We start from the raw sequence: 24,410 nt of genomic DNA, 5'->3' as shown, positions 1-24,410 counted from the left end.
GGTGACGCTGCGGAGTGTGACGGTACAGCCCGCCCCCGTGTCAAACGGGGAAAGCCCGCAACGGCCACTCGAACGGTAACCCGACTACCGCCATTCCTGCCGCCCGGAGTGTCCACCTGCCCTTTCGGCAATATCCGGAATCGTGCTTCCTAGATTCCACCCTCGGGTCACTCGTGCGCCACCCCGAGGTCAGGCCCGGTCCGTGTTCCGGCGCCTGTCACAGCCGCGAGAAGCACCACACCCCGAGCGCCAGGGACGCCACGCCGACCGTGGTCGTGAGCGCCACCGATGCGACCGGGCTCACACCCTGCGCCACCGGCGCACGGTGCCGCACCCGCACTCCGGTCCACATCAGCAGCGCGACTCCGAACAGTGTGAACACCGCTCCCGCGAAGATCGCTGGTCCGCTCTCCATGCCCGTATCCTCCCGCCCCGGATGCCCAGGGCTCGGACGCTGACACGGCCGGAACACGCCGTGAACACGTCTGGGCGTCCTGGGCGCCAACCCGGCGTGAAGAACGGGAGGCGGCGGGCGGGCGCCTATGCCGACGGCTGCGGCACCGGGTCCAGGAAACCCTGCTCCACAAGGAGACGGATCTGCTGCGGCGTACGGTCACGCAGCAGCACCGGGTCCTCACCCACCAGCTGCGCGATGGCGTCCAGGATCCGGCCCGCGCTGAGCGAGCCGTCGCACACCCCGGCGAAACCGGCGCCGACCGTGTCCACCTGGGTGGCCCGGCGCATCCCGCGGTGGCTGCGCAGCACCACGTGCTCCGGATCCTCGGCGCCGGGCAGGCCGACCTGCTCCTGCACGACTCCCGCGGCCAGCTTGAAGTGCCCGGCGAGCAGCGCGGCGTCGTCGGTGTCCCGGAGAAAGTCCTGGCGCTCGAAGTGCGCCCGCACCTCGTCCCCGAGCGGCTGCTCGACCGGGTGCGGCCACTCCTCCACGGTCACCGAGGGGTTCTCCGAGCCCGTCTTCCTGAGCGTGATCCAGCCGAAGCCGACGGCCCTGGTCTTACGGGCCTCGAACTCGTCCAGCCACGCCTCGTACCGCGCGTCGTACTCCTCCGGGTCCCTGAGGTGGTCGCCCGCGTCGCGCAGCCACAACTCCGCGTACTGCGTGATGTCCTGCACCTCGCGCTGCACGATCCAGGCGTCGCAGCCGCGCGGCACCCACGAGCGGAGGCGGTCCTGCCAGTCCTCCCCCTCCACGTGCTGCCAGTTGGCGAGGAACTGCGCGTACCCCCCGACGTTCAGTCGCTCCCCCGCCTCCTGAACGAGCGAGCGGCACAGATCGTCCCCGCTCATCCCGCCGTCCCGGTAAGTGAGGCGCGCGCCGGGGGAGATGACGAACGGCGGGTTGGAGACGATCAGGTCGTACGTCTCGTGCTCGACCGGTTCGAAGAGCGAGCCCTCCTTGACCTCCGCGGGAGCCGCGCCGGAGAGCGCGAGGGTGAGGCCGGTGAAGCTCAGCGCACGGGGGTTGAGGTCGGTCGCGGTGACCCGCGTCGCGTGCTGGGCGGCGTGCAGGGCCTGGATGCCGGAGCCCGCGCCGAGGTCGAGCGCGGCGGAGACCGGCATGCGCACGGTGATCCCGGCGAGCGTCGTGGAGGCCCCGCCGACGCCGAGCACCACCGCTGTGTCCGTCCGGCGGTCCCCGCCGCCGATGCCGCCGGCACCGCCGACCGCGCACCCGAGGTCCGAGACGATGAACCAGTCCTCGCCGTCGGGCCCGCCGTACGGCCGTACATCCACCGTGGCCCGCAGCTGGTCGCCGTCCTGGGTCAGCCAGCCGTCGGCCAGGCAGTCGTCGACGGGCAGAACCGTCGCCACGCGAGCGTGCGGGACGTCCTGCTGCAACAGGAAGAGACGGACGAGCGCGGCCAGTGGTCCGTCCTCCCGCGTAGCTCGGAGCGCGGGCACCGTCTCGCTCCTGGCGAGCGCGGCATACGCCGGGGCGCCGAGGAGTTCGAGCAGTCCGTCGGCGGTGAAGTCGGCGTCGAGAAGGGCCTTCCTGAGGCGGTCGGCGACTTCGGGGCGGTCGGTCGTGGGCAGCGTTGTCGGACTCACCCGTCCATTGTCCTCTCCCCGGCCCATTGCTTCGCGCGCGCCTACGCCGACCGGCCCGGCGCGGAGGCAGGAAAAACGCCCTGCACGCGTGCGTGCAGGGCGTTTTCAAAAACCGCGCCTTAGGGAGGGCGACCGGGAGACGTCATCCCGGAGACGGGTCAGGCGCTGGGGGCCGCGGAGGGGCTGGCTTTGCACCCCTCCTGCTTCTTGATGGCCGTGCCGACATCGCCCTCAAGGAGCGTGTTGAGCGCTCCGTCGCCCTGCTGCTGGATCTTGCCCAGGTCGTCGGCGACCTTCTGCAGGCCCTGCGAGAACGCCTTCAGGCCCTCGGGCGACTGGTCCTTGGCGTCCAGTCCGTCGACGTCCTTCTTCAGCTTCTCGTACGCCTTCGACGCCTCGTTGAGGTCCTTGATGGCGTCCTGCTGGATCTTCTCGCCATTGTCGACGGGCGGCGGGCCCGCCTTCTCCAGGGCTCCGGCGATCGCCTTGTCGGCGTCGGCGATGGCCTTGAAGGCCTCCGAGTCGGCCTTTTGGATCTCCTCCGGCTTCCCGTCGGCGGCCGTGGAGACGATCGTCTGCTGCGCCTTCACGCTCTTCTCGAGCTGCGGCTGGATCTGGCCGCACAGCGACTTGGCCCAGTTGTCGAGCTTCTCTTCGTCGCTGTCACCGCATCCCGACAAGGCCAGTACCAGTACCGCACCGCCGGACAGTGCGGCTGCGAGCTTCTTGTTCACCGGATTGGTCCCTTCCATGGCTCTCGGCCCCGGAACATACACGCCAAGTGGGCGACAACCGCGGGGCGGGCGTCCGATTGAACACCCATTGCAGCCATTTGCACCAAGGGAGAGGAGAGTCACTGAAACAAAATGTCGGCGCATGGCGCAACAAGGCGGGCGGACGACGCGTCAAAGCGCGTCGCCCGCCCGCCTGTTGAGCCGGTGTGACCTTCCGTCAGGAGACCACCGCCGGGTCCGTGGCCTTCGCGACCCGGTCTCCGTCGCCCTCCTCACCCACGGCGATCCCGCGCCGCTTGGAGATGTAGACGGCGATGACGATCACGAGGATCGCGAGCAGCGCGATGGCCGCCCGTACGCCGACGCTCGCGTCGTCGCCGTAGCTGAACTGGACGACCGCGGGCGCGATGAGCAGCGCGACGAGGTTCATCACCTTCAGCAGCGGGTTGATCGCGGGGCCCGCGGTGTCCTTGAACGGGTCACCGACGGTGTCGCCGATGACGGTCGCGGCATGCGCCTCCGAGCCCTTGCCGCCGTGGTGGCCGTCCTCGACCAGCTTCTTGGCGTTGTCCCACGCGCCGCCGGAGTTGGCGAGGAAAACCGCCATCAGCGTGCCGGTGCCGATGGCGCCCGCGAGGAACGAGCCGAGCGCGCCGACGCCGAGCGTGAAGCCGACGGCGATCGGTGTGAGCACGGCGAGCAGACCGGGGGTGGCCAGCTCGCGGAGCGCGTCCTTGGTGCAGATGTCGACGACGCGTCCGTACTCCGGCTTCTCCGTGTAGTCCATGATCCCGGGGTGCTCGCGGAACTGCCGCCGCACCTCGAAGACCACCGCTCCCGCGGACCGCGAGACCGCGTTGATCGCCAGCCCCGAGAAGAGGAAGACGACCGCGGCACCGAGGATCAGGCCCACCAGGTTGTTGGGCTGCGAGATGTCCATCACGAGGTTCATCGGCGCACCGTCGCCCAGCTTCTCGCCCACCTCCCTGGCCGCACCCGCGATGGCGTCGCGGTACGAGCCGAAGAGCGCCGAGGCCGCGAGGACCGCGGTGGCGATGGCGATGCCCTTGGTGATGGCCTTGGTGGTGTTGCCGACGGCGTCCAGGTCGGTGAGCACCTGCGCGCCCGCGCCCTCGACATCCCCGGACATCTCGGCGATGCCCTGGGCGTTGTCGGAGACCGGCCCGAAGGTGTCCATGGCGACGATGACGCCGACCGTGGTGAGCAGACCGGTACCGGCCAGGGCCACCGCGAACAGCGCCAGCATGATCGACGTACCGCCGAGCAGGAACGCCCCGTACACGCCGAGGCCGATCAACAGGGCGGTGTAGACGGCCGATTCGAGGCCGATGGAGATGCCGGCGAGGACCACGGTGGCCGGTCCGGTCAGCGAGGTCTTGCCGATGTCCTTCACCGGGCGCCGGTTGGTCTCGGTGAAGTAGCCGGTGAGCTGCTGGATCAGGGCGGCGAGCACGATGCCGATGGCCACGGCGACCACGGCGAGCACCCGCGGGTCCCCGCTCTTGGCCTGGATCGCCGCGTCGGTGACGCCCTTCAACTCGGCGTACGTGGACGGCAGGTAGACCCAGACCGCCGCCGCGACCAGGGCGAGTGAGATCACCGCGGAGATGAAGAAGCCGCGGTTGATGGCGCTCATTCCGCTGCGGTCGGAGCGCCGTGGCGCCACGGCGAAGATGCCGATCATGGCGGTGAGCACGCCGATCGCGGGCACGATCAGCGGGAACGCGAGTCCGGCGTCGCCGAAGGCCGCCTTGCCGAGGATCAGCGCGGCGACCAGCGTGACGGCGTACGACTCGAAGAGGTCGGCGGCCATTCCGGCGCAGTCGCCGACGTTGTCGCCCACGTTGTCGGCGATGGTCGCGGCATTACGCGGATCGTCCTCCGGAATGCCCTGCTCGACCTTGCCGACCAGGTCGGCGCCGACGTCGGCGGCCTTGGTGAAGATGCCGCCGCCGACACGCATGAACATCGCGATCAGCGCGGCACCGAGGCCGAACCCTTCGAGCACCTTCGGTGCGTCGGCGGCGTACACGAGAACCACGCAGGCAGCACCGAAGAGCCCGAGCCCCACCGTGAACATGCCGACGACGCCGCCCGTGCGGAAAGCGATCTTCATGGCCTTGTGGGAAACGGCCGTAAGATCCTTTGCCGGTTCTCCTTCCGCAGGTGTGGCTTCACGAGCGGCTGCCGCCACCCGCACATTGCTGCGCACCGCGAGCCACATGCCGATATAGCCGGTGGCCGCCGAGAAGAGCGCGCCGATCAAGAAGAAGATCGAACGCCCGGCGCGCTGATTCCAGTCGTCTGCGGGCAGCAGCAGGAGCAGGAAGAACACCACGACGGCGAAAACGCCGAGGGTGCGCAACTGGCGGGCCAGATAGGCATTTGCGCCTTCCTGGACCGCTCCGGCGATCTCCTTCATGCGCTCGGTGCCCTCGCCCGCCGCGAGCACCTGGCGCACCAGGACTCCGGCGACCGCGAGCGCGGCGAGCGCGACGACTCCGATGACCATGACGATCAGTCGATTGTCAGAGGTGAGTACCGCTGCCGCGAGGGTTGAGGGGTGGTCAAACTGATGAGGGGTAGAAAGCCCCGCCATTCGTCCTCCTTGACGCTTGGGCTGAGCTCAAGATGTGGACGGATTGTAGGGAGCGGAACCTGATCAAAACAGTGCGCGACAAACGGAATTGGCCCGCACTTGCTCATCAGCAAATGATCGCGTCCTAAGATTGCCCTCGAAAGTGGTAATGCTTCAAAGGCATTGACGGGGCGAAACGCTCGGTGGATGCACGGCAGTGATCAATAAACATCACAGTCCCGTCCGGAGCGCGAAATGGCCCTGACTGGCGGATACTTGAGAAAAACGGAGCCCCGCGGAGGCGACGGTGTCCCCCACGGAGACACGAGAACGGCGCCGCCCCCGCGGGGACGGCGCCGTTCGATCAGCCGCGCACGCGCGGCCGTGGTTCGCTCAGGGAAGCAGTGTCGCCGTGGCCGTCGGCCAGCTCATCTTGATGAGCCCGCCCTCCGGCCCCGCCGTCACCTCGACGTCGTCGACCAGGCCGCTGATGACGGCGAGGCCCATGTCGTCCTCGCCGTCGGCGTCCAGGTCGTCCGCCCCGGGCGAGCCCGGGGCCGATCCGTCGCCGGCCGAGGTGTCGGCATGCGCCACCTCGTCACCGACCTCGATGGAGAACTGCTTCTCCTCCTCAATGAGGGCCACTCGCACCGGCGCGGTGACGCCGGCACTCTGATGCAGCCCGACGGCGCGCGAACATGCCTCGCCCACGGCGAGCCGCACCTCGTCGAGTACGGCCTCGTCCACTCCGGCCCTGCGCGCCACCGCGGCCGCCACGAGTCTGGCGGTCCGGACGTGCTCGGGCAGCGCGCTGAAGCGGAGCTCAACGGTGGCCATGCATCCCCCTCGGACGTGTGAGCGTGCTTTCAAGGGACCGGACCGATCGGCCCGGCGCCCCCTGCTCCTGACACCCCGGGCCAACGGCCCGGGGGCACCGGCCCTCAGTCGGTGGCCGCCACCGCTTCGTCGACCGAGGTGTGGATGGGGAACACCTTGGTCAGACCGGTGATGCGGAAGATCTTCAGAATGCGCTCCTGGTTGCACACCAGGCGCAACGAACCCTCATGGGCCCGCACTCGCTTGAGACCGCCAACCAACACGCCGAGTCCGGTGGAGTCGAGGAAGTCCACGCCCTCCATGTCGACGACAAGGTGGAAACTGCCGTCGTTCACCAGCTCGACCAGCTGCTCGCGCAGCTTGGGCGCGGTATATACATCGATTTCGCCACCGACCTCGACGACCGTACGATCGCCGACGGTACGGGTCGACAGGGACAGGTCCACGGATCCTCCAGCACCTTGCTATCGAGCGCTCGCCCCTCGGACACCTGATGTCAGGCCTGGGACGGTCGCCAGCCGCGATGGCATTCAATCACTTACCGGCGGGCGTGCACGACGCCTTCGGACCATTGTCCGTCACGCCAGTGACACACTCGGTGCCGATGGCCAAGAATCACCGACCCGATCGCCCCTCTGCGGGCGGGCCCGAACGACCCTCGCCGCGCACGGTCCTCGACCGCCTCGCCGCCGGGGGAAGCCGGGCTTCGCGCATCACTCATGTGGAGCACTTGCCCCCGAGAGAGGGCAGCCATGCCGTCTGGCCCGATCGCATCCGGACAGAAGTGATCTCGGCCGTTCAGCGAGCGGGCATCGAGCATCCCTGGGCCCACCAGGCAGAGGCCGCGGAGCACGCCCTCGACGGCCAGTCCGTGGTCGTCGCCACCGGCACCGCCTCCGGCAAGTCCCTCGCCTACCTGACGCCCACCCTCTCGGCGCTCCTCGATGGCTCCGAGGCGCCCAACGGGCGCGGCGCGACCGCGCTCTACCTCGCGCCCACCAAGGCCCTCGCCGCCGACCAGTGCCGGGCCGTGAAGGAGCTGGCCGCCCCGCTCGGCAACGCGATCCGGCCAGCGGTCTACGACGGCGACACCCCGGTCGAGGAACGCGAATGGGTGCGCCAGTACGCCAACTACGTCCTCACCAACCCCGACATGCTGCACCGCGGCATGCTGCCCTCCCACCCCCGCTGGTCCTCCTTCCTGCGTGCCCTGCGCTATGTCGTCATCGACGAGTGCCACACGTACCGGGGCGTCTTCGGCTCGCACGTCGCCCAGGTTCTGCGCCGGCTGCGGCGCCTCTGCGCCCGGTACGGCTCCGACCCGGTCTTCCTGCTCGCCTCCGCCACCGCCGCCGACCCGTCCATAGCCGCGGGCCGGCTCACCGGCCTGCCCGTGAAGGAGGTCGCCGACGACGCCTCGCCGCGCGGCGAAGTCGTCTTCGCCCTGTGGGAGCCGCCGCTCACCGAACTCCACGGCGAGAAGGGCGCCCCCGTCCGCCGCACCGCCACCGCCGAGACCGCCGACCTGCTCACCGACCTCACCGTCCAGGGCGTGCGCTCGGTCGCCTTCGTACGGTCCCGCCGCGGCGCCGAGCTGATCTCCGTGATCGCCCAGGAGCGGCTGGCCGAGGTCGACCGCTCGCTGGTCGAGCGCGTCGCCGCGTACCGGGGCGGGTATCTGCCCCACGAGCGGCGCGCCCTGGAGCGTGCCCTGCACTCCGGCGAGCTCCTCGGGCTCGCCGCCACCACCGCCCTCGAACTCGGCGTCGACATCTCCGGCCTGGACGCGGTCGTCATCGCCGGCTACCCCGGCACCCGCGCCTCCCTGTGGCAGCAGGCGGGCCGCGCCGGGCGCTCGGGCCAGGGGGCGCTGGCGGTCCTGGTCGCCCGCGACGACCCCCTGGACACGTATCTCGTCCACCACCCGGAGGCGCTGTTCCGGCAGCCGGTCGAGTCCACCGTCCTCGACCCCGACAACCCGTACGTCCTCGCACCCCACCTCTGTGCCGCCGCGGCCGAAATTCCGCTCACCGACGACGACTTGAAGCTGTTCGGCCCGACCACCGAGGAGCTGCTCCCGCAGCTGGAAGCCGCGAAGCTGCTGCGCCGGAGGACCAGCGCCTGGCACTGGACCCGCCGCGAACGCGCCGCCGACCTGACCGACATCCGCGGCGAGGGCGGCACCCCCGTCCAGGTCGTGGAGGCGGGCACGGGCACCCTGCTCGGCACCGTCGACGCCTCCGCCGCCCACACAGCGGTGCACACCGGGGCCGTCCACCTCCACCAGGGCCGCACCTACCTGGTGCGCGAGCTCGACCTGGAGGAGTCGGTCGCCCTCGTCGAGCAGGCCAACCCGCCCTACTCGACCACCGCGCGCGACACCACCGCCATCTCCGTCCTGGAGACGGACGTGGAGATCCCGTGGGGCGACGGCCGGCTCTGCTACGGCTCCGTCGAAGTCACCAACCAGGTCGTCTCCTTCCTGCGCCGCCGCCTGATCACCGGCGAGGTCCTGGGCGAGTCCAAGCTCGACCTTCCTCCTCGTACGCTGCGCACCCGCGCCGTGTGGTGGACGGTCACCGAGGACCAGCTGGACGCGGCCCGGATCAACCCGGAGATCCTCGGCGGCGCCCTGCACGCCGCCGAGCACGCGTCCATCGGCATGCTGCCGCTCTTCGCCACCTGCGACCGCTGGGACATCGGCGGTGTGTCCGTGCCCCTGCACCCCGACACCCTGCTGCCGACGGTCTTCGTCTACGACGGCCACCCGGGCGGCGCGGGCTTCGCCGAGCGCGCCTTCCACACCGCGCGTGAGTGGCTGGCCGCGACCCGGCAGGCCATCGCCTCCTGCGAGTGCGAGGCCGGCTGCCCGTCCTGCGTCCAGTCCCCCAAGTGCGGCAACGGAAACGACCCGTTGCACAAACGCGGAGCCGTACGCCTCCTCACGGAGTTGCTCAAGGGGGCACCTGCGGCACCGGCTCCTTAGGGGCGCCGCTGCCGCGCTCCCGGCGGGGCGACGCGCGGCCGGGCGCCGCGGAGGGCACCGCTCCGCCAGGTGATGCCCGGGCCGGCTGCGCTCGGCCAGGCGACGGGCGGCCCGGGTCTGCGGACGGCCCCGCCCCGGATAGCCCGGCCCCGGGCGGCCCGGCACGTGCCCGCAGCTGCGCCCGGAAGCTCCCGGCTCGTGCCCGCACCGTCACATCGGCGATCTCCCCGCGCACAGTGCACCGCACCACCTCGGCCCCTTGCTCCGCCGCCACCCGCTCGGCCCCGGCACACGCCTCCTGCCTGCCCCGCAGCGCACGGTCCGCTGCGGCGAGGGCGGCCAGGTCGGCGGCCCCACCCGCCCGGTGCCGCGCCAACACGGCCTGGGTCAGCAGCAGTACGCCCCCGAAGACCGCACACAGCGCGGCGGCCACCATCACGGCCCAGACCGTCGCCGAACCCCGCTCGCCGCCCGGCCCGCTCCAGGGCGATCCCCGCGTACGACGGTCCGCCCACGCACTCCTTCCGTCGGCCCTCACTCTTCCGGCCCCCGCTCTTCCTCCGGCCCTCGCCCCCGCGGCCATGACCGCCCCACCGCCTCCTCGGCCAGGGCGACCGCCTCCGACTCCAGCTCCAACGTGAGCGCCCGCGGGCCGGGCGCATGGGCGGCGACGGACACCCGGACCAGGTCGCCCTCTCTGCTCACCTCCACCTGCGCTCCCTCCGGCGCGGCCTGCTTCGCCGCGGCGACGGCTACGCGCTCCGGTTCCTGCCTGGCCGCCGCACGGGCCCCGGCCCGAGCCGCGTCCACGCACTGGATCTGCGCGACAGCCGCCATCAACGCCCACAGCAGCGCCACACCGAGCAGTACGAGCGCGGGAATCACCGTGGCCGCCTCGGCGGTCACATATCCGCCGTCACGCACACCGCGGGCCCAGTGGGCGCCCCACTCAGACCGGGACGCAGACGTGGACTCGGCCCCCCACCCGGCCCCGGAGTCAGACCTGGCCTCAGCCTCGGCCTCAGACCTGGACACCGAGCGCCTTCCCGACGATCGACTCCAAGGCCTCCCGCACGGCGTCGGACGTCACGACCTTGTAGAGCAACGCCGCGAAGCCGCATGCCGCGACCGTGCCCAACGCGTACTCCGAAGTCGTCATCCCCGCGTCACTCGCCGACCGCACCCGGTCGTGCACCGCCCGCAGCGCCGCACGGCAACCGCCCCCGAGGCCGTTGCCCCGTTTCTTCACGTATCGCATGTGCTGGTGAACCCCCGTATCTCTCACGTCAGTTGATGTTCAGAACCCCGCCGGCCAGCCCGATGACCACCGGCACCACTCCCACCGCGAGGAACGCGGGCAGCAGACACAGCCCCACCGGTGCCGCGATCAGGACTCCCGCCTTGTGCGCCCGCGCGGCGGCCGTACGGGTCCACGCCGCACGGCAGTCCGCGGCGATCAGGGCCAGCTCCTCGGCGGCAGGAGCACCCGCCTCGCAGGCCCGCGCGAGGCAGCGGGCCAAGGGGCGGGCGCCCGATATCGCGCCCAACCGCCCCCACACCTCGGTCGTTTCACCACCGAGCCGCAACTCCACGGCCGCCAACGCCAGCCGTTCGCCCACCGGCCCACCCAGCGACTCGCCCACAGCCTCCGCGGCGGCCACGGGACCCGCGCCTGCCGTCACGCAGGCCGCCATCAGGTCTGCCGCCAGCGGGAGTTGGCGCTCCGCCTCGGCGCGTTCCGCAGCCGCCGCGGCTCCGCCGGTGCCGTCCCGACCCAGTCCGCCCGAGGATCGCTCGCGCCGCCGCAGCCACTGCCGCACGGCGTATCCGGCCAGGCCACCCAGGCCCGCACCCAGGGCGCCACCCAGCAGCACGAAACCGCCGCAGGCCGGGCCCAACACCGGCATCCATCCGCCCAGTTCGGGCCTGGGCAGTCGCTTCCGGGAGCGTCGCGGCGCCTCCCCCCGCCCCAGCAGCGCGCGGGCCCGCCGCCGCGCTCGGCGTGCGCTCCACTCCGCCAGGGCCATCCCTGCGGCGACGAACACCGCCACCCCGATCAGCAGCGTCACCCCCAGCCTGTGGAAGGCATCCGCCGCGAGTCCGTTCGCACCCATCGACACGAGCCGCTCCCCCGCCGCCGTCATGTCCACCTCGACTCATCGCCCCTCCGCGCGGCGCACGATCCGCACCGCCCACCAGATCCCCACTCCTTCGAGAGCACCGCCGACCAGTAGGCAGCCGATGCCGGCGGGGGTGTGCAGCAGTACGCGCAGTGGGTCGGCGCCCAGGCCCGTCCCCATGAGGAGGCCGACCACCGGCAGGGCTGCAAGCAGCGCAGCCGTGGACCGGGCTGTGGACAACCTCACGCGCAGATCGGCGCGTTGGTCCCGCTCGGCCCGCAGCGCGCCCTCAAGCCGGGCGAGGCCGGCGGCGAGCCCGCCGCCCCGGTCGACCGCCACCCGCCAGCACGCGGCGAGTCCGAGCAGCCCTTCGGCCCCCGGCTCCGCTGAGGCCGCGCGCAGCGCCTGCGGCACATCGCCGCCGAACCGGGCCGCCGCGAGCACCGCCCCTTCCGCCGCACCGAGGCCGGACCCGGCGTCGGCATCCGCCGAACGGACGCCGGCCAGCATCGCCTCCCCCGGCTGCCGTCCCGCGCGCACCTCGGCGGCCAGCGCACCGCACAGCGCGATCACGGCATCGGCCCGGGCCTGTCGCTCCTTGCGCCGCTCCCGGCCACGCAACACCCGCTTCAGCAACGGCACTCCGACCGCCCCGAGGACCAGCGGCAGCACCGACTGCCCGGCAACCGCCACCACCAACCCGGCCACCAGACACCACCATTCACGTCCGACCCGTCCCCGCGCCCGCGCCAGCAGGCGCTCCCAGGGAGGCACGACCACCGGTTCGTGCAGCGCCGTCCCCGCGAGGAGCAGCCGCGCCCGCCGCAGCCCCCGGTCCGGCCCGACGCACAGCCAGGCCGCCGCACCCGCGCACACCGCCGCCGCGTACACCGGTGCTGCCTGTCCGCTCGCCGCGACCATCGCATCCCCACTCACGTGGCACCGCCCAACAGCCGCTGCAGCCGCGGCCAGCCCCGCTCGTACGCGAACGCCTCGGCGTCCCACCGCAGGGCGGGCTCCGCCACCACCAGGCCCGCGTCGTTCCGCTCCAGGACGCACACCTCGGCGATGCGCCGCCGGCCCGCGCGGTCCCGTACGAGATGCAGGACCACCGAGACGGCGGCCGCCAACTGGCTGTGCAGCGCCGCCCGGTCGAGGCCCGCCGCCGTGCCCAGCGCCTCCAGGCGGGCCGGCACATCGGTGGCGGCATTGGCGTGGAGCGTGCCCGAACCGCCTTCGTGGCCCGTGTTGAGAGCCGCCAGGAGGTGCACGACCTCCGCACCGCGCACCTCGCCCACGACCAGCCGGTCGGGCCGCATCCGCAGCGCCTGGCGGACCAGGTCCCGCAGGCTCACCAGGCCGGCGCCCTCCTGGTTGGCGGGCCGGGCCTCCAGGCGGACCACGTGCGGGTGGTCGGGGCGCAGCTCGGCGGAGTCCTCGGCGAGGACGATCCGCTCGGTCGGCTCGACCAGGCCGAGGAGGGCGGACAGCAGCGTCGTCTTGCCTGAGCCCGTGCCCCCGCTGATCAGGAAGGAGAGCCTGGCCTCGACCAGGGCCCGCAGGATCCGGTCGCCTCCGGGCGGCACTGTCCCCGCCGCGACCAGCTCGTCCAGGGAGAAGGCCTTGGGCCGCACCACGCGCAGGGACAGGCACGTCGACCCGACGGCGACGGGCGGCAGCACCGCATGCAGCCGCGTGCCGTCCGGCAGCCGCGCGTCCACCCACGGCCGGGCGTCGTCCAGCCTGCGCCCGGCGGCCGCGGCGAGGCGTTGGGCAAGGCGTCGCACGGCGCCCGCGTCCGCGAACGAGACCCCGGTGAGCTCCAGCCCCCGGCCCCGGTCGACCCAGACCTGGTCGGGCGTCGTCACCAGCACGTCGGACACTTCGGGATCGGCGAGCAGGGGCTCCAGCGGACCTGCGCCGACCAGCTCGGACCTCAAGTCCCGCACCACTCCGAGCAGTTCGGCGTCACCGAGGACCCTGCCCTGTTCCCGCAGGGCCCGCGCGACCCCGGCCGGTGTCGGCTCGGCGCCGGAGGAGGCGAGCCACTGCCGTACGCCGTCGAGCAGATCCGCCGTCATGACGTGCCCTCCGCGGGGACGCGTGCCCAGAAGGCCGAGCAGAACCGGGCGAGCGCAGTGTGCGCGTCCGCACCGGGCGGCCCGCCGGCGCGTCCGAGGCCTTGCTCGGCGGGCAGTTCACCGGCCAGCGGCAGGCCGAGCAGTCCGGCCACCTCGTCGCTGTCGAGCCCTGCCGTGCCCGGGGCGCGGACGACGGCGCGCAGGTCTCGCAGCACCATTCCCGCCGCTGCCGCGACCCGGCCCGCTGCCGCCACCGCGCGCAGCTCGGCGGGGACCACGAGAATCCCGAGGTCCACCTGGGCCAGCGCCTCCACGACGCTGTCGTCCATGCGGCGCGGCAGGTCCACCACGACCGCTCCGCCCCTGCGGCGTGCCGCCGCGAGGACGGCCCGCATCGCACCCGGCGGCACCGCCACAGTGTCCCCGCGGTCCCAGCTGAGCACCCTCAGGTCGTGCAGGCGCGGCAACGACTCCTCCAGGGCTCCGGCCCCGACCCGCCCCTTGGACTCCGCGAAGGCGGGCCAGCGCAGCCCCTTCACGGTCTCGCCGCCGAGCAGGACGTCCAAGCCGCCGCCGAGCGGGTCCGCGTCGACGAGCATCGTGCGCCGCCCTGATCGCGCCGCCGACAGGGCGAGGGCGCAGGCGAGCGTCGACGCTCCGGCGCCGCCGCGGCCTCCGAGCACGCCGACGGTGAGGGCCGGATGGCCTACACCCTCCGCCACGTCGGCGATCCGGTCGACGAGCCAGTCCTCGGCGTCCGGAAGCCTCAGCACATGGTCGGCGCCGATCTCCACGGCCCGCTGCCAGACCCGCGGGTCGTCCTGGTCGTGGCCGACGAGACACACCCCTCGTCGGCGTGCTGCGCCGCGCACCCGATGCACCGCGTCGTCCCCGACGAGGACCAGCGGTGCCGTGTCCCAGCCACCCCCGCGCTCGGGCACTCCGTGGTGCACCTCGGGCCGCGCACCCGCCGCGGCACACAGCCTCAGCAGGTCGTCGAGCAACTGCGCGTCCTCGGTGACGATCAGCGGTCCGGCCCGCTCTTCTCCTTCGGCCGGCCCCCGGTCATGCGCGATCGAACCCGTCATGGCTCGGCCCCCTCTCCCTTGAAACGTGGCGAACGTCGTGAATCCCGCAGGCCGCGATCGAGCCCATGAACGGGTCTCGGACTTCGCGGCTGGAATCACGATGAGCGGGAGCGGGAAATCGTGTGGATCTTGGTCAAGAACTGTGGATAACTCAGCGGTTGTGAATAACTCCGTCACCCAAACCGGTGACGGACCGAAAACTGCCACAGAGCAGTCCGACCACTACGCACAGTCACGGATCTTGGTCTGCCGCACTCGGGCGCCAAGCGGGCACCGAGCGGCGTGAAGCAGGCAGAAAGAAGGGCCCGAAACGGGCCCGGACATGCGACGACCCCCGCCGGGGGGGAGAGCGGGGGTCGTCCCCACGGTCCGACTCGGGGGGGGAGGAGCCAGACCGGGTTAGCACGGTCGCGAACGATCCGTGACTTCCATGGTGTACCCGAGAGCCTTCTCAAGCAAACCCACGCGCCAGACCTTACGCCGAATGGTTGGCCCCTATGCTCGGGCATGTGGAAAACCGCTCCTTGCCCCGCACAGCCGCCTTCTTTGACCTGGACAAGACGGTCATTGCGAAGTCGAGCACGCTCACGTTCAGCAAGTCCTTCTACCAAGGGGGACTGATCAACCGCAGGGCCGTGCTGCGTACCGCATATGCCCAGTTCGTCTTTCTCGCGGGCGGTGCCGATCACGACCAGATGGAGCGTATGCGCGAATATCTCTCGGCACTCTGCCGGGGATGGAACGTGCAACAGGTCAAGGAGATCGTCGCCGAGACGCTCCACGACCTGATCGACCCGATCATCTACGACGAGGCCGCTTCCCTCATCGAGGACCACCACACGGCCGGCCGTGATGTCGTGATCGTCTCCACCTCGGGCGCCGAGGTCGTCGAGCCCGTCGGTGAACTCCTGGGCGCGGACCGAGTAGTGGCCACCCGCATGGTCGTCGGCGAGGACGGCTGCTTCACCGGCGAGGTGGAGTACTACGCGTACGGACCGACCAAGGCCGAGGCCATCAGGGAGCTGGCCGAGTCCGAGGGGTACGACCTGGAGCGGTGCTTCGCGTACAGCGACTCGGCGACTGACCTGCCCATGCTGGAGTCCGTCGGCCACCCGCACGCGGTCAACCCGGACCGTGCGCTGCGCCGCGAGGCGGTCTCCCGAGAGTGGCCGATTCTGGACTTCCACCGGCCGGTCCGCCTGAAGCAGCGGGTGCCGTCCCTGTCGGCCCCGCCGAGGCCCGCGCTCGTCGCCGCGGCCGCGGTCGGCGCCGCCGCGGCCACCGCCGGCCTTGTCTGGTTCGCGAGCAGGCGGCGTTCGCTCGCCTCTTGAATTCGGGCGCTCGGAGGCCTCACAGAGGGGCCGCTTCGCCCGTATTTGAACCTAAAAGTAAAGAAGTCGGCCCAGGACTTTCGCATCACCCATGACAGGAGTAGAAAGGAGTCAACGGCCCGCGAGACCAAGGACATCCGAGAGGATCACCTTTAAACGCAACCGAAGGCCCCACGGACCGAAGCATGGCCGTCAAGCACCCACGCGACGTCGACCCGTCGATTACGGGCCAGCTGCACCAGGCAACGGGCAAAGTTCCCCGACCTGATGGGCAATATTTCGAGGACGCTTGGTAACTGGGCGGACATGCCAGCGGCGGTACCAGGACTGGTACCGCCGCAACCCTGTTCAGGACCTTTGAGAGCCGCCGGTGCACACTCGGAAATCGGGCTCCATATAGGTGCCGGTTTTCGCGTCAGGTGTCGGTTTTCACGTCAGGCCGCACCGCGCTGCAGCGCCTCACAGACAGCGGTCGATTCCCGCGCCCCGAGTTCAACTGCCTTGCCACAGTGTGCGATCCACGCCGCCAACCCCTCCGGCGTACCGGCCGCATAGCCGTCGAGCGCCGCCACATAGGCAGCGCGCCCCAGCTCCGCGTGCCCCGCCTCCGCCGGGCAGATCGACTTCGGGTCGAGACCACTGCCCACCAGGACGAGCCGCGCCGCCGCGCGTGCGACGAGCCCGTTGTACGAGCCGAAGGGGCGCAGGGCGAGCAGCTCACCGTGGACCACGGACGCGGTCACCAGGGCCGGAGCGGCACTGCCCGCGATGATCAGTTGCGAGAGGCCTTCGAGACGGCCCGCCACCTCGTCCGCCGACGGAAGGGGAAGTTCCACCACCGGCTCGTCGACCGGCTCACCGGCCAGGCGCGGCCGTCCGACCGTGTCGTCCTGGACGCCGGCCGCGACCAGGTGCAGACGCGCGAGCACGCGCAGCGGCGACTGGCGCCAGATGGAGAGCAGCTGTCCGGCCTCCGCGGTCAGCCGCAGGGCGGCGCCGACCGCGCGGGACTCGTCGTCGCCGCTGAAGTCGCTGCGCCTGCGCACCTCTTCGAGTGCCCAGTCGGCACCGGAGAGCGCCGCGGAACCGCGGGCTCCGCGGAGTGCCGCCTCAGAGGTGATCTCGTTGCTGCGGCGGCGCATGACGCGGTGCCCGTAGACCCGGTCGACGCTCTTGCGCACGGACTCCACGGACTCGGCGACGCCCGGCAGCGAGCCGAGCACGGCGAGCGGATCGGCTGACGTACTCATAGGTACGCAGCCTACGCACTGCGGCGGGCCGCCCCACGATGGAGTGGTCTTCTTCACGCAGTCCGACCGCGCACAGCGATCACGGCACTACCCTTTGTGAACATGAAGATCGCTTTCGTCGGGAAGGGCGGCAGCGGAAAGACCACGCTGTCCTCGCTCTTCATCCGTCACCTCGCCACCACCGGTTCGCCCGTCGTCGCCGTCGACGCCGATATCAACCAGCACCTGGGCACCGCCCTCGGCCTAGCCGACGAGGAGGCCGCCGCGCTGCCCGCGATGGGAGCGCAGCTGCCGCTCATCAAGGACTATCTGCGGGGCACCAACCCGCGGATCGCCTCCGCCGAGACGATGATCAAGACCACGCCGCCGGGCAGCGGTTCGCGCCTGCTCCGCGTGCGCGAGGACAACCCGGTCTACGACGCGTGTGCGCGCCCCCTGGAACTCGACGGCTCCGCCGTCCGTTTGATGGCCACCGGCCCCTTCACGGAGTCCGATCTCGGCGTCGCCTGCTACCACTCCAAGGTGGGCGCCGTGGAGCTGTGCCTCAACCACCTCGTGGACGGCCGCGACGAGTTCGTCGTGGTCGACATGACGGCGGGCTCCGACTCGTTCGCCTCCGGCATGTTCACCCGCTTCGACATGACGTTCCTGGTCGCCGAGCCGACCCGCAAGGGCGTCTCCGTCTACCGCCAGTACAAGGAGTACGCACGGGACTTCGGCGTCTCCCTGTGCGTCGTGGGCAACAAGGTGCAGGGCCAGGACGACGTCGACTTCCTACGCCAGGAGGTCGGTGAGGACCTGCTGGTGACGGTCGGGCACTCGGACTGGGTGCGGGCGATGGAGAAGGGCCGTCCGCCGCGGTTCGCACTCCTGGAGTCGGCCAACCGCGAGGCCCTGGCGACGATGCTTGACGTAGCGGACGCGTCGTACGAGCGTCGGGACTGGGAGCAGTACACGCGGCAGATGGTGCACTTCCACCGCAAGAACGCGGCGAGTTGGGGGAACGAAAGGACCGGGGCCGACCTGGCGGACCAGGTCGACCCCGATTTCGTACTGCGCGAGATCCCCGAGACCGCGCAGGTCAGTGCTTCGAGTGCTCCTCAGCCTGCTTGACCGCGGGGGCACCCGGCACGCCCTTGGGCGCCGGAGCGGGCTTGCCGGAGAGGAACGCCGGCCAGCCCTGCTTCGGCGCCTTGCCGACGGGCAGGGTGGTGAGTTTCTCCAGGACCTTCGGGTCCTGGGCGTCCAGCCAGTCGGCGAGCTGACGGAAGGAGACGCAGCGGACCTCCTTCTTGGTGCAGACCCGCTCGATGGTCTCCTCGATGGCACGCATATAGGTGCCGCCGTTCCAGGACTCGAAGTGGTTGCCGATGATCAGCGGGGCGCGGTTGCCGTTGTAGGCGCGCTCGAAGCCCTGCAGCAGGCCGTCGCGCATCTGGTCGCCCCAGTACTCGTGCTTGGAGGGGTCGCCCTGTGAGGTGGTGCCGGACTGGTTGACCATGAAGTTGTAGTCCATGGTCAGCGTCTCGAAGTCGCGGCCGGGCACGGGGACGAGCTGCATGGACAGGTCCCAGAGGCCCTCCTTCTTCTTGGGCCAGACCTGGTTGTTGACGCCGCTCGTGTCGTACCTGAAGCCGAGCTCACGCGCGGCCCGCGTGAAGTTCTTCTGCCCTTCGAGGCAGGGGGTGCGGGCGCCGATGAGTTCCTTGTCGTAGTCGAAGGGGAGGGCGGCGGCCTTGGTGTTGCCGGTGTTGGTCTTCCAGCGCTTCACGAACGACTTGGCCTGCTTGATCTCGGACTTCCACTCGTCGACGGACCATTCGCCGACACCGCGTCCCTTGCCGCAGAAGTGGCCGTTGAAGTGCGTGCCGATCTCGTTGCCCTCGAGCCAGGCGGCGCGCAGCTGGGTCACGGTGTTCTCGATGCCCTCGGCGTCGTTGAAGCCGATGTCGGAGCTGCCGGCCGCGTGCTGCGGCGGGTCGTAGAGCTCCTTCTTGTCCTCGGGGAGCATGTACACGCCGCTCAGGAAGTACGTCATGGTGGCGTTGTTCTCTCTCGCCACCTTGCGGAAGTGCGAGAACAGCTTCTGGCTGTCCTCGCCGGCGCCGTCCCAGGAGAACACCACGAACTGCGGGGGCTTCTGACCGGGCTTCAGGCGCTTGGGCTTCGGCAGGTTGGGCTGTGCTCCGGTGTACGCGGTCGATCCGTCGCCGATGAGCCGGACCGCGCTCTTGGGGGCGGGGGCGGCTTGTGCCTTCTTGGGACCGTGGGCGCCTTCCTTGGAGCCGGATTCACCGCTTCCGCAACCGGCGAGTGAGACGGCGCAGGCCGCGACGGCGACGCCCGCGGCGAGCTTCTTGGTGGCGGCCATCATCCGCCCACCTCTTCCTTCGGGTCGTGATTCTTCGGCGTGCGAGGGGCCGGGCGCGGCTGCCTTCAGCGGGAATTCCGACAGAAAGGCGTAAGCGCCAAAAACAGAAAATCCGCCCTAAATACGACGGCGTCGCCAAAGTCGCACGCCCACCTGAGCACGGCGGCGCGACAAGCCGTACTAAATGACTAATCACTCTCTGGGGTGAACGGTTGCCCCATTTGCACCTAAAGTCCGACCAAGGCCTTTACTCTCCATTACGATTCATTTACCGAGAGTTGATGAATCCCGCTGCTGTACGCCGTGACCCACGGCCGCGTCCCCACATGCCCCCGGCATAGACCGGGGCAGTCCCAGCGACCGCGTAGCCCCGGAGGAGACGGGAACCATGTCTGCCTGCGCCCACACCCGCACCGACGACGTCGCAGAACCCGCCGACGACCGCCGACCACACGGACCGCCACCCGGCAAGCGCCGCTTCCGTATCGCCGGTGCCGACGTGTCCGCGTCGATCGCCGTCTTCCTGATCGCACTGCCGCTGTCCCTCGGCATCGCCCTCGCCACCGGGGCGCCGCTTCAGGCCGGCCTCGTGGCCGCAGCCGTCGGCGGTCTTGTGGCCGGCCGATTCGGTGGCGCGCCGCTCCAGGTGAGCGGCCCGGCCGCGGGGCTCACCGTGGTCACGGCCGATCTGATCCAGCAGTTCGGCTGGCGCACCACGTGCGCCATCACCATCTGCGCCGGTCTCGCCCAACTCGGCCTGGGAGCCCTGCGGGTGGCCAGATCGGCGCTGGCCGTCAGCCCCGCCATCGTGCACGGCATGCTGGCCGGCATCGGCATCACCATCGCGGTCGCGCAGGTGCACATCATGCTCGGCGGCACCCCGCACAGCTCCGTCCTGGACAACCTCCGCGAACTGCCCGCCCAGTTGGCCCACGTACACCCCGCGGCCTTCGGGATCAGCGCGCTGACCATCGCGCTTCTCCTGCTGTGGCCCCGGATTCCCGGGCGGGCCGGGCAGCTCGCCCGCAAGGCGCCCGCGCCGCTGGTCGCCGTCGCCGGTGCCACGGCCGTCGCGGCGGCCGCCGGGCTCACGCTCCCCAAGGTCGACCTGCCCTCGTGGAAGAGTCACGCCCTCGCCGGGCTGCCCGAAGGGCCCGTGCTCGCGCTCGTCGCCGCCGTCCTCACCACCACGCTCGTGTGCAGTGTGCAGTCACTGCTCGGCGCGGTCGCCGTGGACAAGCTGACCGCCGGGCGCTCGGACGACACGAATCCGCCGCAACGCGCCGACCTGGACCGGGAGTTGTTCGGCCAGGGCCTGTCCAACGTCGCCTCCGGGGCGCTCGGCGGGCTGCCGGTCGCCGGGGTCGCGGTGCGCAGCACGGCCAACGTCCGCGCGGGCGCCATTGGCCGCAGCTCCACGATGCTGCACGGCGTATGGATCGCTGTGGCCGCCTTCGCGCTGGTCGCCGCCATCGAGCTGATCCCGCTCGCGGCACTCGCCGCACTGGTCATGGCTGTCGGCATCCGGATGGTCAGCATCAACCACATTCGTACGGTGACCCGTCACCGGGAAGTCCTCGTCTACTGCGTCACCACGCTCGGCGTCGTCCTGCTCGGCGTCCTGGAAGGAGTCGCCCTCGGCATCGCCGTCGCCGTCGGGGTCGCCCTGCACCGCCTCACCCGTACCCGGATCACCCATGAGGAGCACGGCGGCACCCACCGGGTGCACGTCCGGGGCCAGTTGACCTTCCTTGCGGTGCCCCGGCTGACGCGCGCGCTGCACCACGTCCCCCACAAGGCCGACACCGTTGTGGAGCTGGACGGTTCGTTCATGGACCACGCCGCGTACGAAACGTTGCAGAACTGGCAGGACGGGCACACCTCGCACGGCGGAAGGGTCACGCTGACCGGGCGGTCCGGGGGCCGGATCGCTGAGCCCGCGTCCGCGGCGCACTCCTGCTGCCGCCCCTGGACGGCCTGGCGCAACCACAGCTGCCACGAGTCGACGGAGGTGGCACGCAGCCTCGCAGACGGCATCAGCTCGTTCCAGCGCAACACCGCGCCCCTGGTGCGCAGCGAGCTGGCGCGGCTCGCGCGGGAGGGGCAGCAGCCCTCGCAGCTCTTCCTGACCTGCGCGGACTCTCGTCTGGTGACGTCGATGATCACGTCGAGCGGCCCGGGCGACCTGTTCGTGGTGCGCAACGTCGGCAATCTCGTCCCCCTGCCGGGGTCGGAGAACGGGGACGACTCGGTGGCGGCGGCGATCGAGTACGCCGTGGAGGTGCTGAAGGTCGAGTCGATCACCGTGTGCGGGCACTCCGGGTGCGGGGCGATGCAGGCGCTGCTCAGCTCCCCCGCCGAGGGCGGGCAGACGCCGCTGGGGCGCTGGCTGCGGCACGGGCGGCCGAGCCTGGAGCGGATGGCCGACAGGGGCCAGGCGTGGGCGCGGATCGCGGGGCGGGCGCCCGCGGACGCGGCGGAGCAGCTGTGCCTGACCAATGTGGTGCAGCAGCTGGAGCATCTGCGGCAGCACGACTCGGTACGGCGGGGGGTTGCCGACGGGCGGCTCACCTTGCACGGGATGTACTTCCACGTCGGCGAGGCGCAGGCCTATCTGCTCACCGACGCGGAACAGCTCTTCGACCGCGTGGCGGCGGGGAGTTCGGCACCGGAGACGCCGGCCGACCTGAAAAGATCGCCGGTCTGAGCGCGGGCGGGCGCGGCCCAGGCCGCTCCCCTTCCCCGCCCGCGCAGGGGGTGCGGCACCCGCTCCGTCGGGGCCGCACCCACACAGGTCTAAACCAATTTTCGGCCCACCCTTGTCACCGGGTGGGCCCGTCTGATGAGCTGTGGCCTGGGACACAACGGTCGCCCCCTGGCAAAGCACCGTAAGGGAGATGTCGTGAGCAACGAATCCTTGGCCAACCTGCTCAAGGAAGAACGCAGGTTTGCACCCCCCGCCGAACTGGCCGCGAACGCCAACGTCACGGCGGAGGCGTACGAACAGGCCAAGGCTGACCGGCTCGGCTTCTGGGCCGAGCAGGCGCGGCGCCTGACGTGGGCGACCGAGCCGACCGAGACACTCGACTGGTCGAACCCGCCCTTCGCGAAGTGGTTCGCCGACGGCAAGCTCAACGTCGCGTACAACTGCGTGGACCGGCACGTCGAGGCCGGCAACGGGGACCGGGTCGCCATCCACTTCGAGGGCGAGCCCGGCGACAGCCGCGCGATCACCTACGCCGAGCTCAAGGACGAGGTCTCGCGCGCCGCGAACGCCCTGCTTGAGCTGGGCGTTCAGAAGGGCGACCGGGTCGCGGTCTACATGCCGATGATCCCGGAGACGGCCATCGCCATGCTGGCCTGCGCCCGTATCGGCGCCGCGCACTCCGTCGTCTTCGGCGGCTTCTCCGCGGACGCGATCGCCAAGCGCATCGAGGACGCCGACGCCAAGGTCGTCATCACCTCCGACGGTGGCTACCGCCGCGGCAAGCCCGCCGCCCTCAAGCCCGCCGTCGACGAGGCCCTCACGCGCGTGGGGAACGTGGAGCACGTCCTCGTCGTCCGGCGTACCGGCCAGCCCCTCGAAGAGGCCGGCGGGACGTGGACCGAGGGCCGCGACGTCTGGTGGCACGACGCGGTCGGACGGCAGAGCGCCGAGCACACGCCGGAGGCCTTCGACGCCGAGCAGCCGCTGTTCATCCTCTACACCTCGGGGACGACGGGTAAGCCGAAGGGCATCCTGCACACCTCCGGTGGCTACCTGACGCAGGCCGCGTACACCCACCACGCCGTCTTCGACCTCAAGCCGGAGTCCGACGTCTACTGGTGCACGGCCGACGTCGGCTGGGTCACCGGCCACTCGTACATCGTGTACGGACCGCTGGCCAACGGCGCGACGCAGGTCATGTACGAGGGCACCCCGGACACCCCGCACCAGGGCCGCTTCTGGGAGATCGTGCAGAAGTACGGCGTCACGATCCTCTACACCGCGCCCACCGCGATCCGTACGTTCATGAAGTGGGGCGACGACATCCCCGCGAAGTTCGACCTGTCCTCGCTGCGGGTCCTGGGCTCGGTCGGTGAGCCGATCAACCCCGAGGCGTGGATGTGGTACCGCAAGCACATCGGTGCCGACACCTGCCCCATCGTGGACACCTGGTGGCAGACCGAGACCGGCGCGATGATGATCTCGCCGCTGCCCGGTGTCACCGAGACGAAGCCGGGAAGCGCCCAGCGCGCGCTGCCGGGCATCTCCGCCACCGTCGTGGACGACGAGGCGAACGAGGTGCCGAACGGCGGCGGTGGCTATCTCGTCCTGACCGAGCCGTGGCCGTCGATGCTGCGCACCATCTGGGGTGACGACCAGCGGTTCCTCGACACGTACTGGTCGCGTTTCGAGGGCAAGTACTTCGCCGGTGACGGCGCGAAGAAGGACGAGGACGGAGACGTCTGGCTGCTCGGCCGGGTGGACGACGTGATGCTGGTGTCCGGCCACAACATCTCGACCACCGAGGTGGAGTCGGCGCTCGTCTCGCACCCCTCGGTCGCCGAAGCCGCCGTGGTGGGCGCCGCCGACGAGACCACCGGGCAGGCCATCGTCGCGTTCGTGATCCTGCGCGGCGGCGCCGACGGCACGGACGACGAGGCCCTGGTCGCCGAGCTGCGCAACCACGTCGGCGCCACCCTCGGCCCGATCGCCAAGCCCAAGCGGATCCTGCCGGTGGCCGAGCTGCCCAAGACCCGCTCCGGGAAGATCATGCGGCGCCTGCTGCGGGACGTCGCGGAGAACCGCGAGCTCGGAGACGTCACCACGCTGACCGACTCCTCGGTGATGGACCTGATCCAGACCAAGCTGCCCTCGGCGGGCTCCGAGGACTGACCCGAAGCACCATCCGCGTACGGACGGCCGCCCGCACGGAGACCGACCGCGTACGCCCCCGGAG

General features: G+C 71.0%; 20 protein-coding genes. 5 read left to right on the top strand and 15 right to left on the bottom strand.

Features of this window, described 5'->3' with window-relative positions; translation table 11 throughout:
- Nucleotides 1-217: 217 nt before the first annotated feature.
- The 6 genes from RCO28_RS30160 to bldG form a co-directional block, all read right to left on the bottom strand.
- Nucleotides 218-415: a hypothetical protein gene (locus tag RCO28_RS30160; RefSeq protein ID WP_308944463.1), complete on the bottom strand. Its 198-nt coding sequence runs from the start codon at nucleotides 413-415 to the stop codon at nucleotides 218-220.
- 125 nt (nucleotides 416-540) lie between these two features.
- A complete protein-coding gene (locus tag RCO28_RS30155; protein WP_308944462.1) occupies nucleotides 541-2,097 on the bottom strand; it encodes a methyltransferase in 1,557 nt (518 codons plus the stop codon).
- A gap of 131 nt (nucleotides 2,098-2,228) precedes the next feature.
- A complete protein-coding gene (locus RCO28_RS30150; RefSeq protein WP_308944461.1) occupies nucleotides 2,229-2,804 on the bottom strand; it encodes a small secreted protein in 576 nt (191 codons plus the stop codon).
- Between the two features lie 217 nt (nucleotides 2,805-3,021).
- Nucleotides 3,022-5,424 (bottom strand): sodium-translocating pyrophosphatase, encoded by a 2,403-nt coding sequence (locus RCO28_RS30145; protein ID WP_308944460.1) that lies wholly within the window; start codon nucleotides 5,422-5,424, stop codon nucleotides 3,022-3,024.
- 372 nt (nucleotides 5,425-5,796) lie between these two features.
- Nucleotides 5,797-6,240, bottom strand: a complete 444-nt coding sequence (locus tag RCO28_RS30140; RefSeq protein ID WP_308944459.1) for an ATP-binding protein — start codon at nucleotides 6,238-6,240, stop codon at nucleotides 5,797-5,799.
- A gap of 104 nt (nucleotides 6,241-6,344) precedes the next feature.
- Nucleotides 6,345-6,686 carry an anti-sigma factor antagonist BldG gene (gene bldG, locus RCO28_RS30135; RefSeq protein ID WP_005475923.1) on the bottom strand — a complete coding sequence of 114 codons (342 nt, stop codon included), beginning with the start codon at nucleotides 6,684-6,686 and terminating at the stop codon, nucleotides 6,345-6,347.
- 77 nt (nucleotides 6,687-6,763) lie between these two features.
- Between bldG and RCO28_RS30130 the strand changes: the two genes are divergently transcribed.
- Entirely contained in the window at nucleotides 6,764-9,226 is a 2,463-nt protein-coding gene (locus tag RCO28_RS30130) for a DEAD/DEAH box helicase (RefSeq protein ID WP_308944458.1), read from the top strand.
- Here RCO28_RS30130 and RCO28_RS30125 read toward each other — a convergent pair.
- From RCO28_RS30125 to ssd, 7 genes are all read right to left on the bottom strand, one after another.
- Complete coding sequence (locus RCO28_RS30125) at nucleotides 9,195-9,662, bottom strand: Rv3654c family TadE-like protein (RefSeq protein WP_374991280.1); 468 nt, start codon at nucleotides 9,660-9,662, stop codon at nucleotides 9,195-9,197. The genes RCO28_RS30130 and RCO28_RS30125 overlap by 32 nt on opposite strands.
- A gap of 98 nt (nucleotides 9,663-9,760) precedes the next feature.
- Nucleotides 9,761-10,150: a TadE family type IV pilus minor pilin gene (locus tag RCO28_RS30120; RefSeq protein WP_308944456.1), complete on the bottom strand. Its 390-nt coding sequence runs from the start codon at nucleotides 10,148-10,150 to the stop codon at nucleotides 9,761-9,763.
- A gap of 97 nt (nucleotides 10,151-10,247) precedes the next feature.
- Complete coding sequence (locus RCO28_RS30115) at nucleotides 10,248-10,484, bottom strand: DUF4244 domain-containing protein (protein WP_308944455.1); 237 nt, start codon at nucleotides 10,482-10,484, stop codon at nucleotides 10,248-10,250.
- Between the two features lie 28 nt (nucleotides 10,485-10,512).
- Nucleotides 10,513-11,370, bottom strand: a complete 858-nt coding sequence (locus RCO28_RS30110; RefSeq protein WP_308944504.1) for a type II secretion system F family protein — start codon at nucleotides 11,368-11,370, stop codon at nucleotides 10,513-10,515.
- 12 nt (nucleotides 11,371-11,382) lie between these two features.
- Nucleotides 11,383-12,267, bottom strand: coding sequence for a type II secretion system F family protein (locus RCO28_RS30105; protein ID WP_308944503.1), 885 nt, complete (start codon nucleotides 12,265-12,267; stop codon nucleotides 11,383-11,385).
- Nucleotides 12,268-12,278: 11 nt separating this feature from the next.
- Nucleotides 12,279-13,427, bottom strand: coding sequence for a TadA family conjugal transfer-associated ATPase (locus RCO28_RS30100; protein ID WP_308944454.1), 1,149 nt, complete (start codon nucleotides 13,425-13,427; stop codon nucleotides 12,279-12,281).
- Nucleotides 13,424-14,515: a septum site-determining protein Ssd gene (ssd, locus tag RCO28_RS30095; protein WP_308944453.1), complete on the bottom strand. Its 1,092-nt coding sequence runs from the start codon at nucleotides 14,513-14,515 to the stop codon at nucleotides 13,424-13,426. The genes RCO28_RS30100 and ssd overlap by 4 nt, the downstream gene beginning before the upstream one ends.
- A gap of 497 nt (nucleotides 14,516-15,012) precedes the next feature.
- Between ssd and RCO28_RS30090 the strand changes: the two genes are divergently transcribed.
- The gene (locus tag RCO28_RS30090) at nucleotides 15,013-15,846 is read left to right on the top strand and encodes an HAD-IB family hydrolase (RefSeq protein ID WP_308944452.1); all 834 of its coding nucleotides are present in this window, start codon (nucleotides 15,013-15,015) and stop codon (nucleotides 15,844-15,846) included.
- A gap of 434 nt (nucleotides 15,847-16,280) precedes the next feature.
- Here the strand turns inward: RCO28_RS30090 and RCO28_RS30085 are convergent, their stop codons facing one another.
- Nucleotides 16,281-17,096, bottom strand: coding sequence for an oxidoreductase (locus tag RCO28_RS30085; protein ID WP_308944451.1), 816 nt, complete (start codon nucleotides 17,094-17,096; stop codon nucleotides 16,281-16,283).
- A gap of 102 nt (nucleotides 17,097-17,198) precedes the next feature.
- Here RCO28_RS30085 and RCO28_RS30080 point away from each other — a divergent pair, with 102 nt between their 5' ends.
- Nucleotides 17,199-18,209 carry an ATP-binding protein gene (locus tag RCO28_RS30080; RefSeq protein WP_308944450.1) on the top strand — a complete coding sequence of 337 codons (1,011 nt, stop codon included), beginning with the start codon at nucleotides 17,199-17,201 and terminating at the stop codon, nucleotides 18,207-18,209.
- On the opposite strand, the gene RCO28_RS30075 is transcribed toward RCO28_RS30080, so the two are convergent.
- Complete coding sequence (locus tag RCO28_RS30075; protein WP_308944502.1) at nucleotides 18,178-19,467, bottom strand: hypothetical protein; 1,290 nt, start codon at nucleotides 19,465-19,467, stop codon at nucleotides 18,178-18,180. The genes RCO28_RS30080 and RCO28_RS30075 overlap by 32 nt on opposite strands.
- 388 nt (nucleotides 19,468-19,855) lie before the next feature.
- On the opposite strand from RCO28_RS30075, the gene RCO28_RS30070 reads away from it, so the two are divergent.
- Together RCO28_RS30070 and acs are read left to right on the top strand one after the other, a co-directional pair.
- A complete protein-coding gene (locus RCO28_RS30070) occupies nucleotides 19,856-22,174 on the top strand; it encodes a SulP family inorganic anion transporter (RefSeq protein ID WP_308944449.1) in 2,319 nt (772 codons plus the stop codon).
- Between the two features lie 135 nt (nucleotides 22,175-22,309).
- Nucleotides 22,310-24,346, top strand: a complete 2,037-nt coding sequence (gene acs, locus RCO28_RS30065) for an acetate--CoA ligase (protein ID WP_308944448.1) — start codon at nucleotides 22,310-22,312, stop codon at nucleotides 24,344-24,346.
- Nucleotides 24,347-24,410: the final 64 nt, after the last annotated feature.

This window comes from Streptomyces sp. LHD-70, assembly GCF_031157275.1.
Taxonomy (GTDB): domain Bacteria; phylum Actinomycetota; class Actinomycetes; order Streptomycetales; family Streptomycetaceae; genus Streptomyces.
The sequence above is the reverse complement of the archived record's forward strand: the minus strand, read 5'-3'. Positions and strand labels throughout refer to the sequence as shown.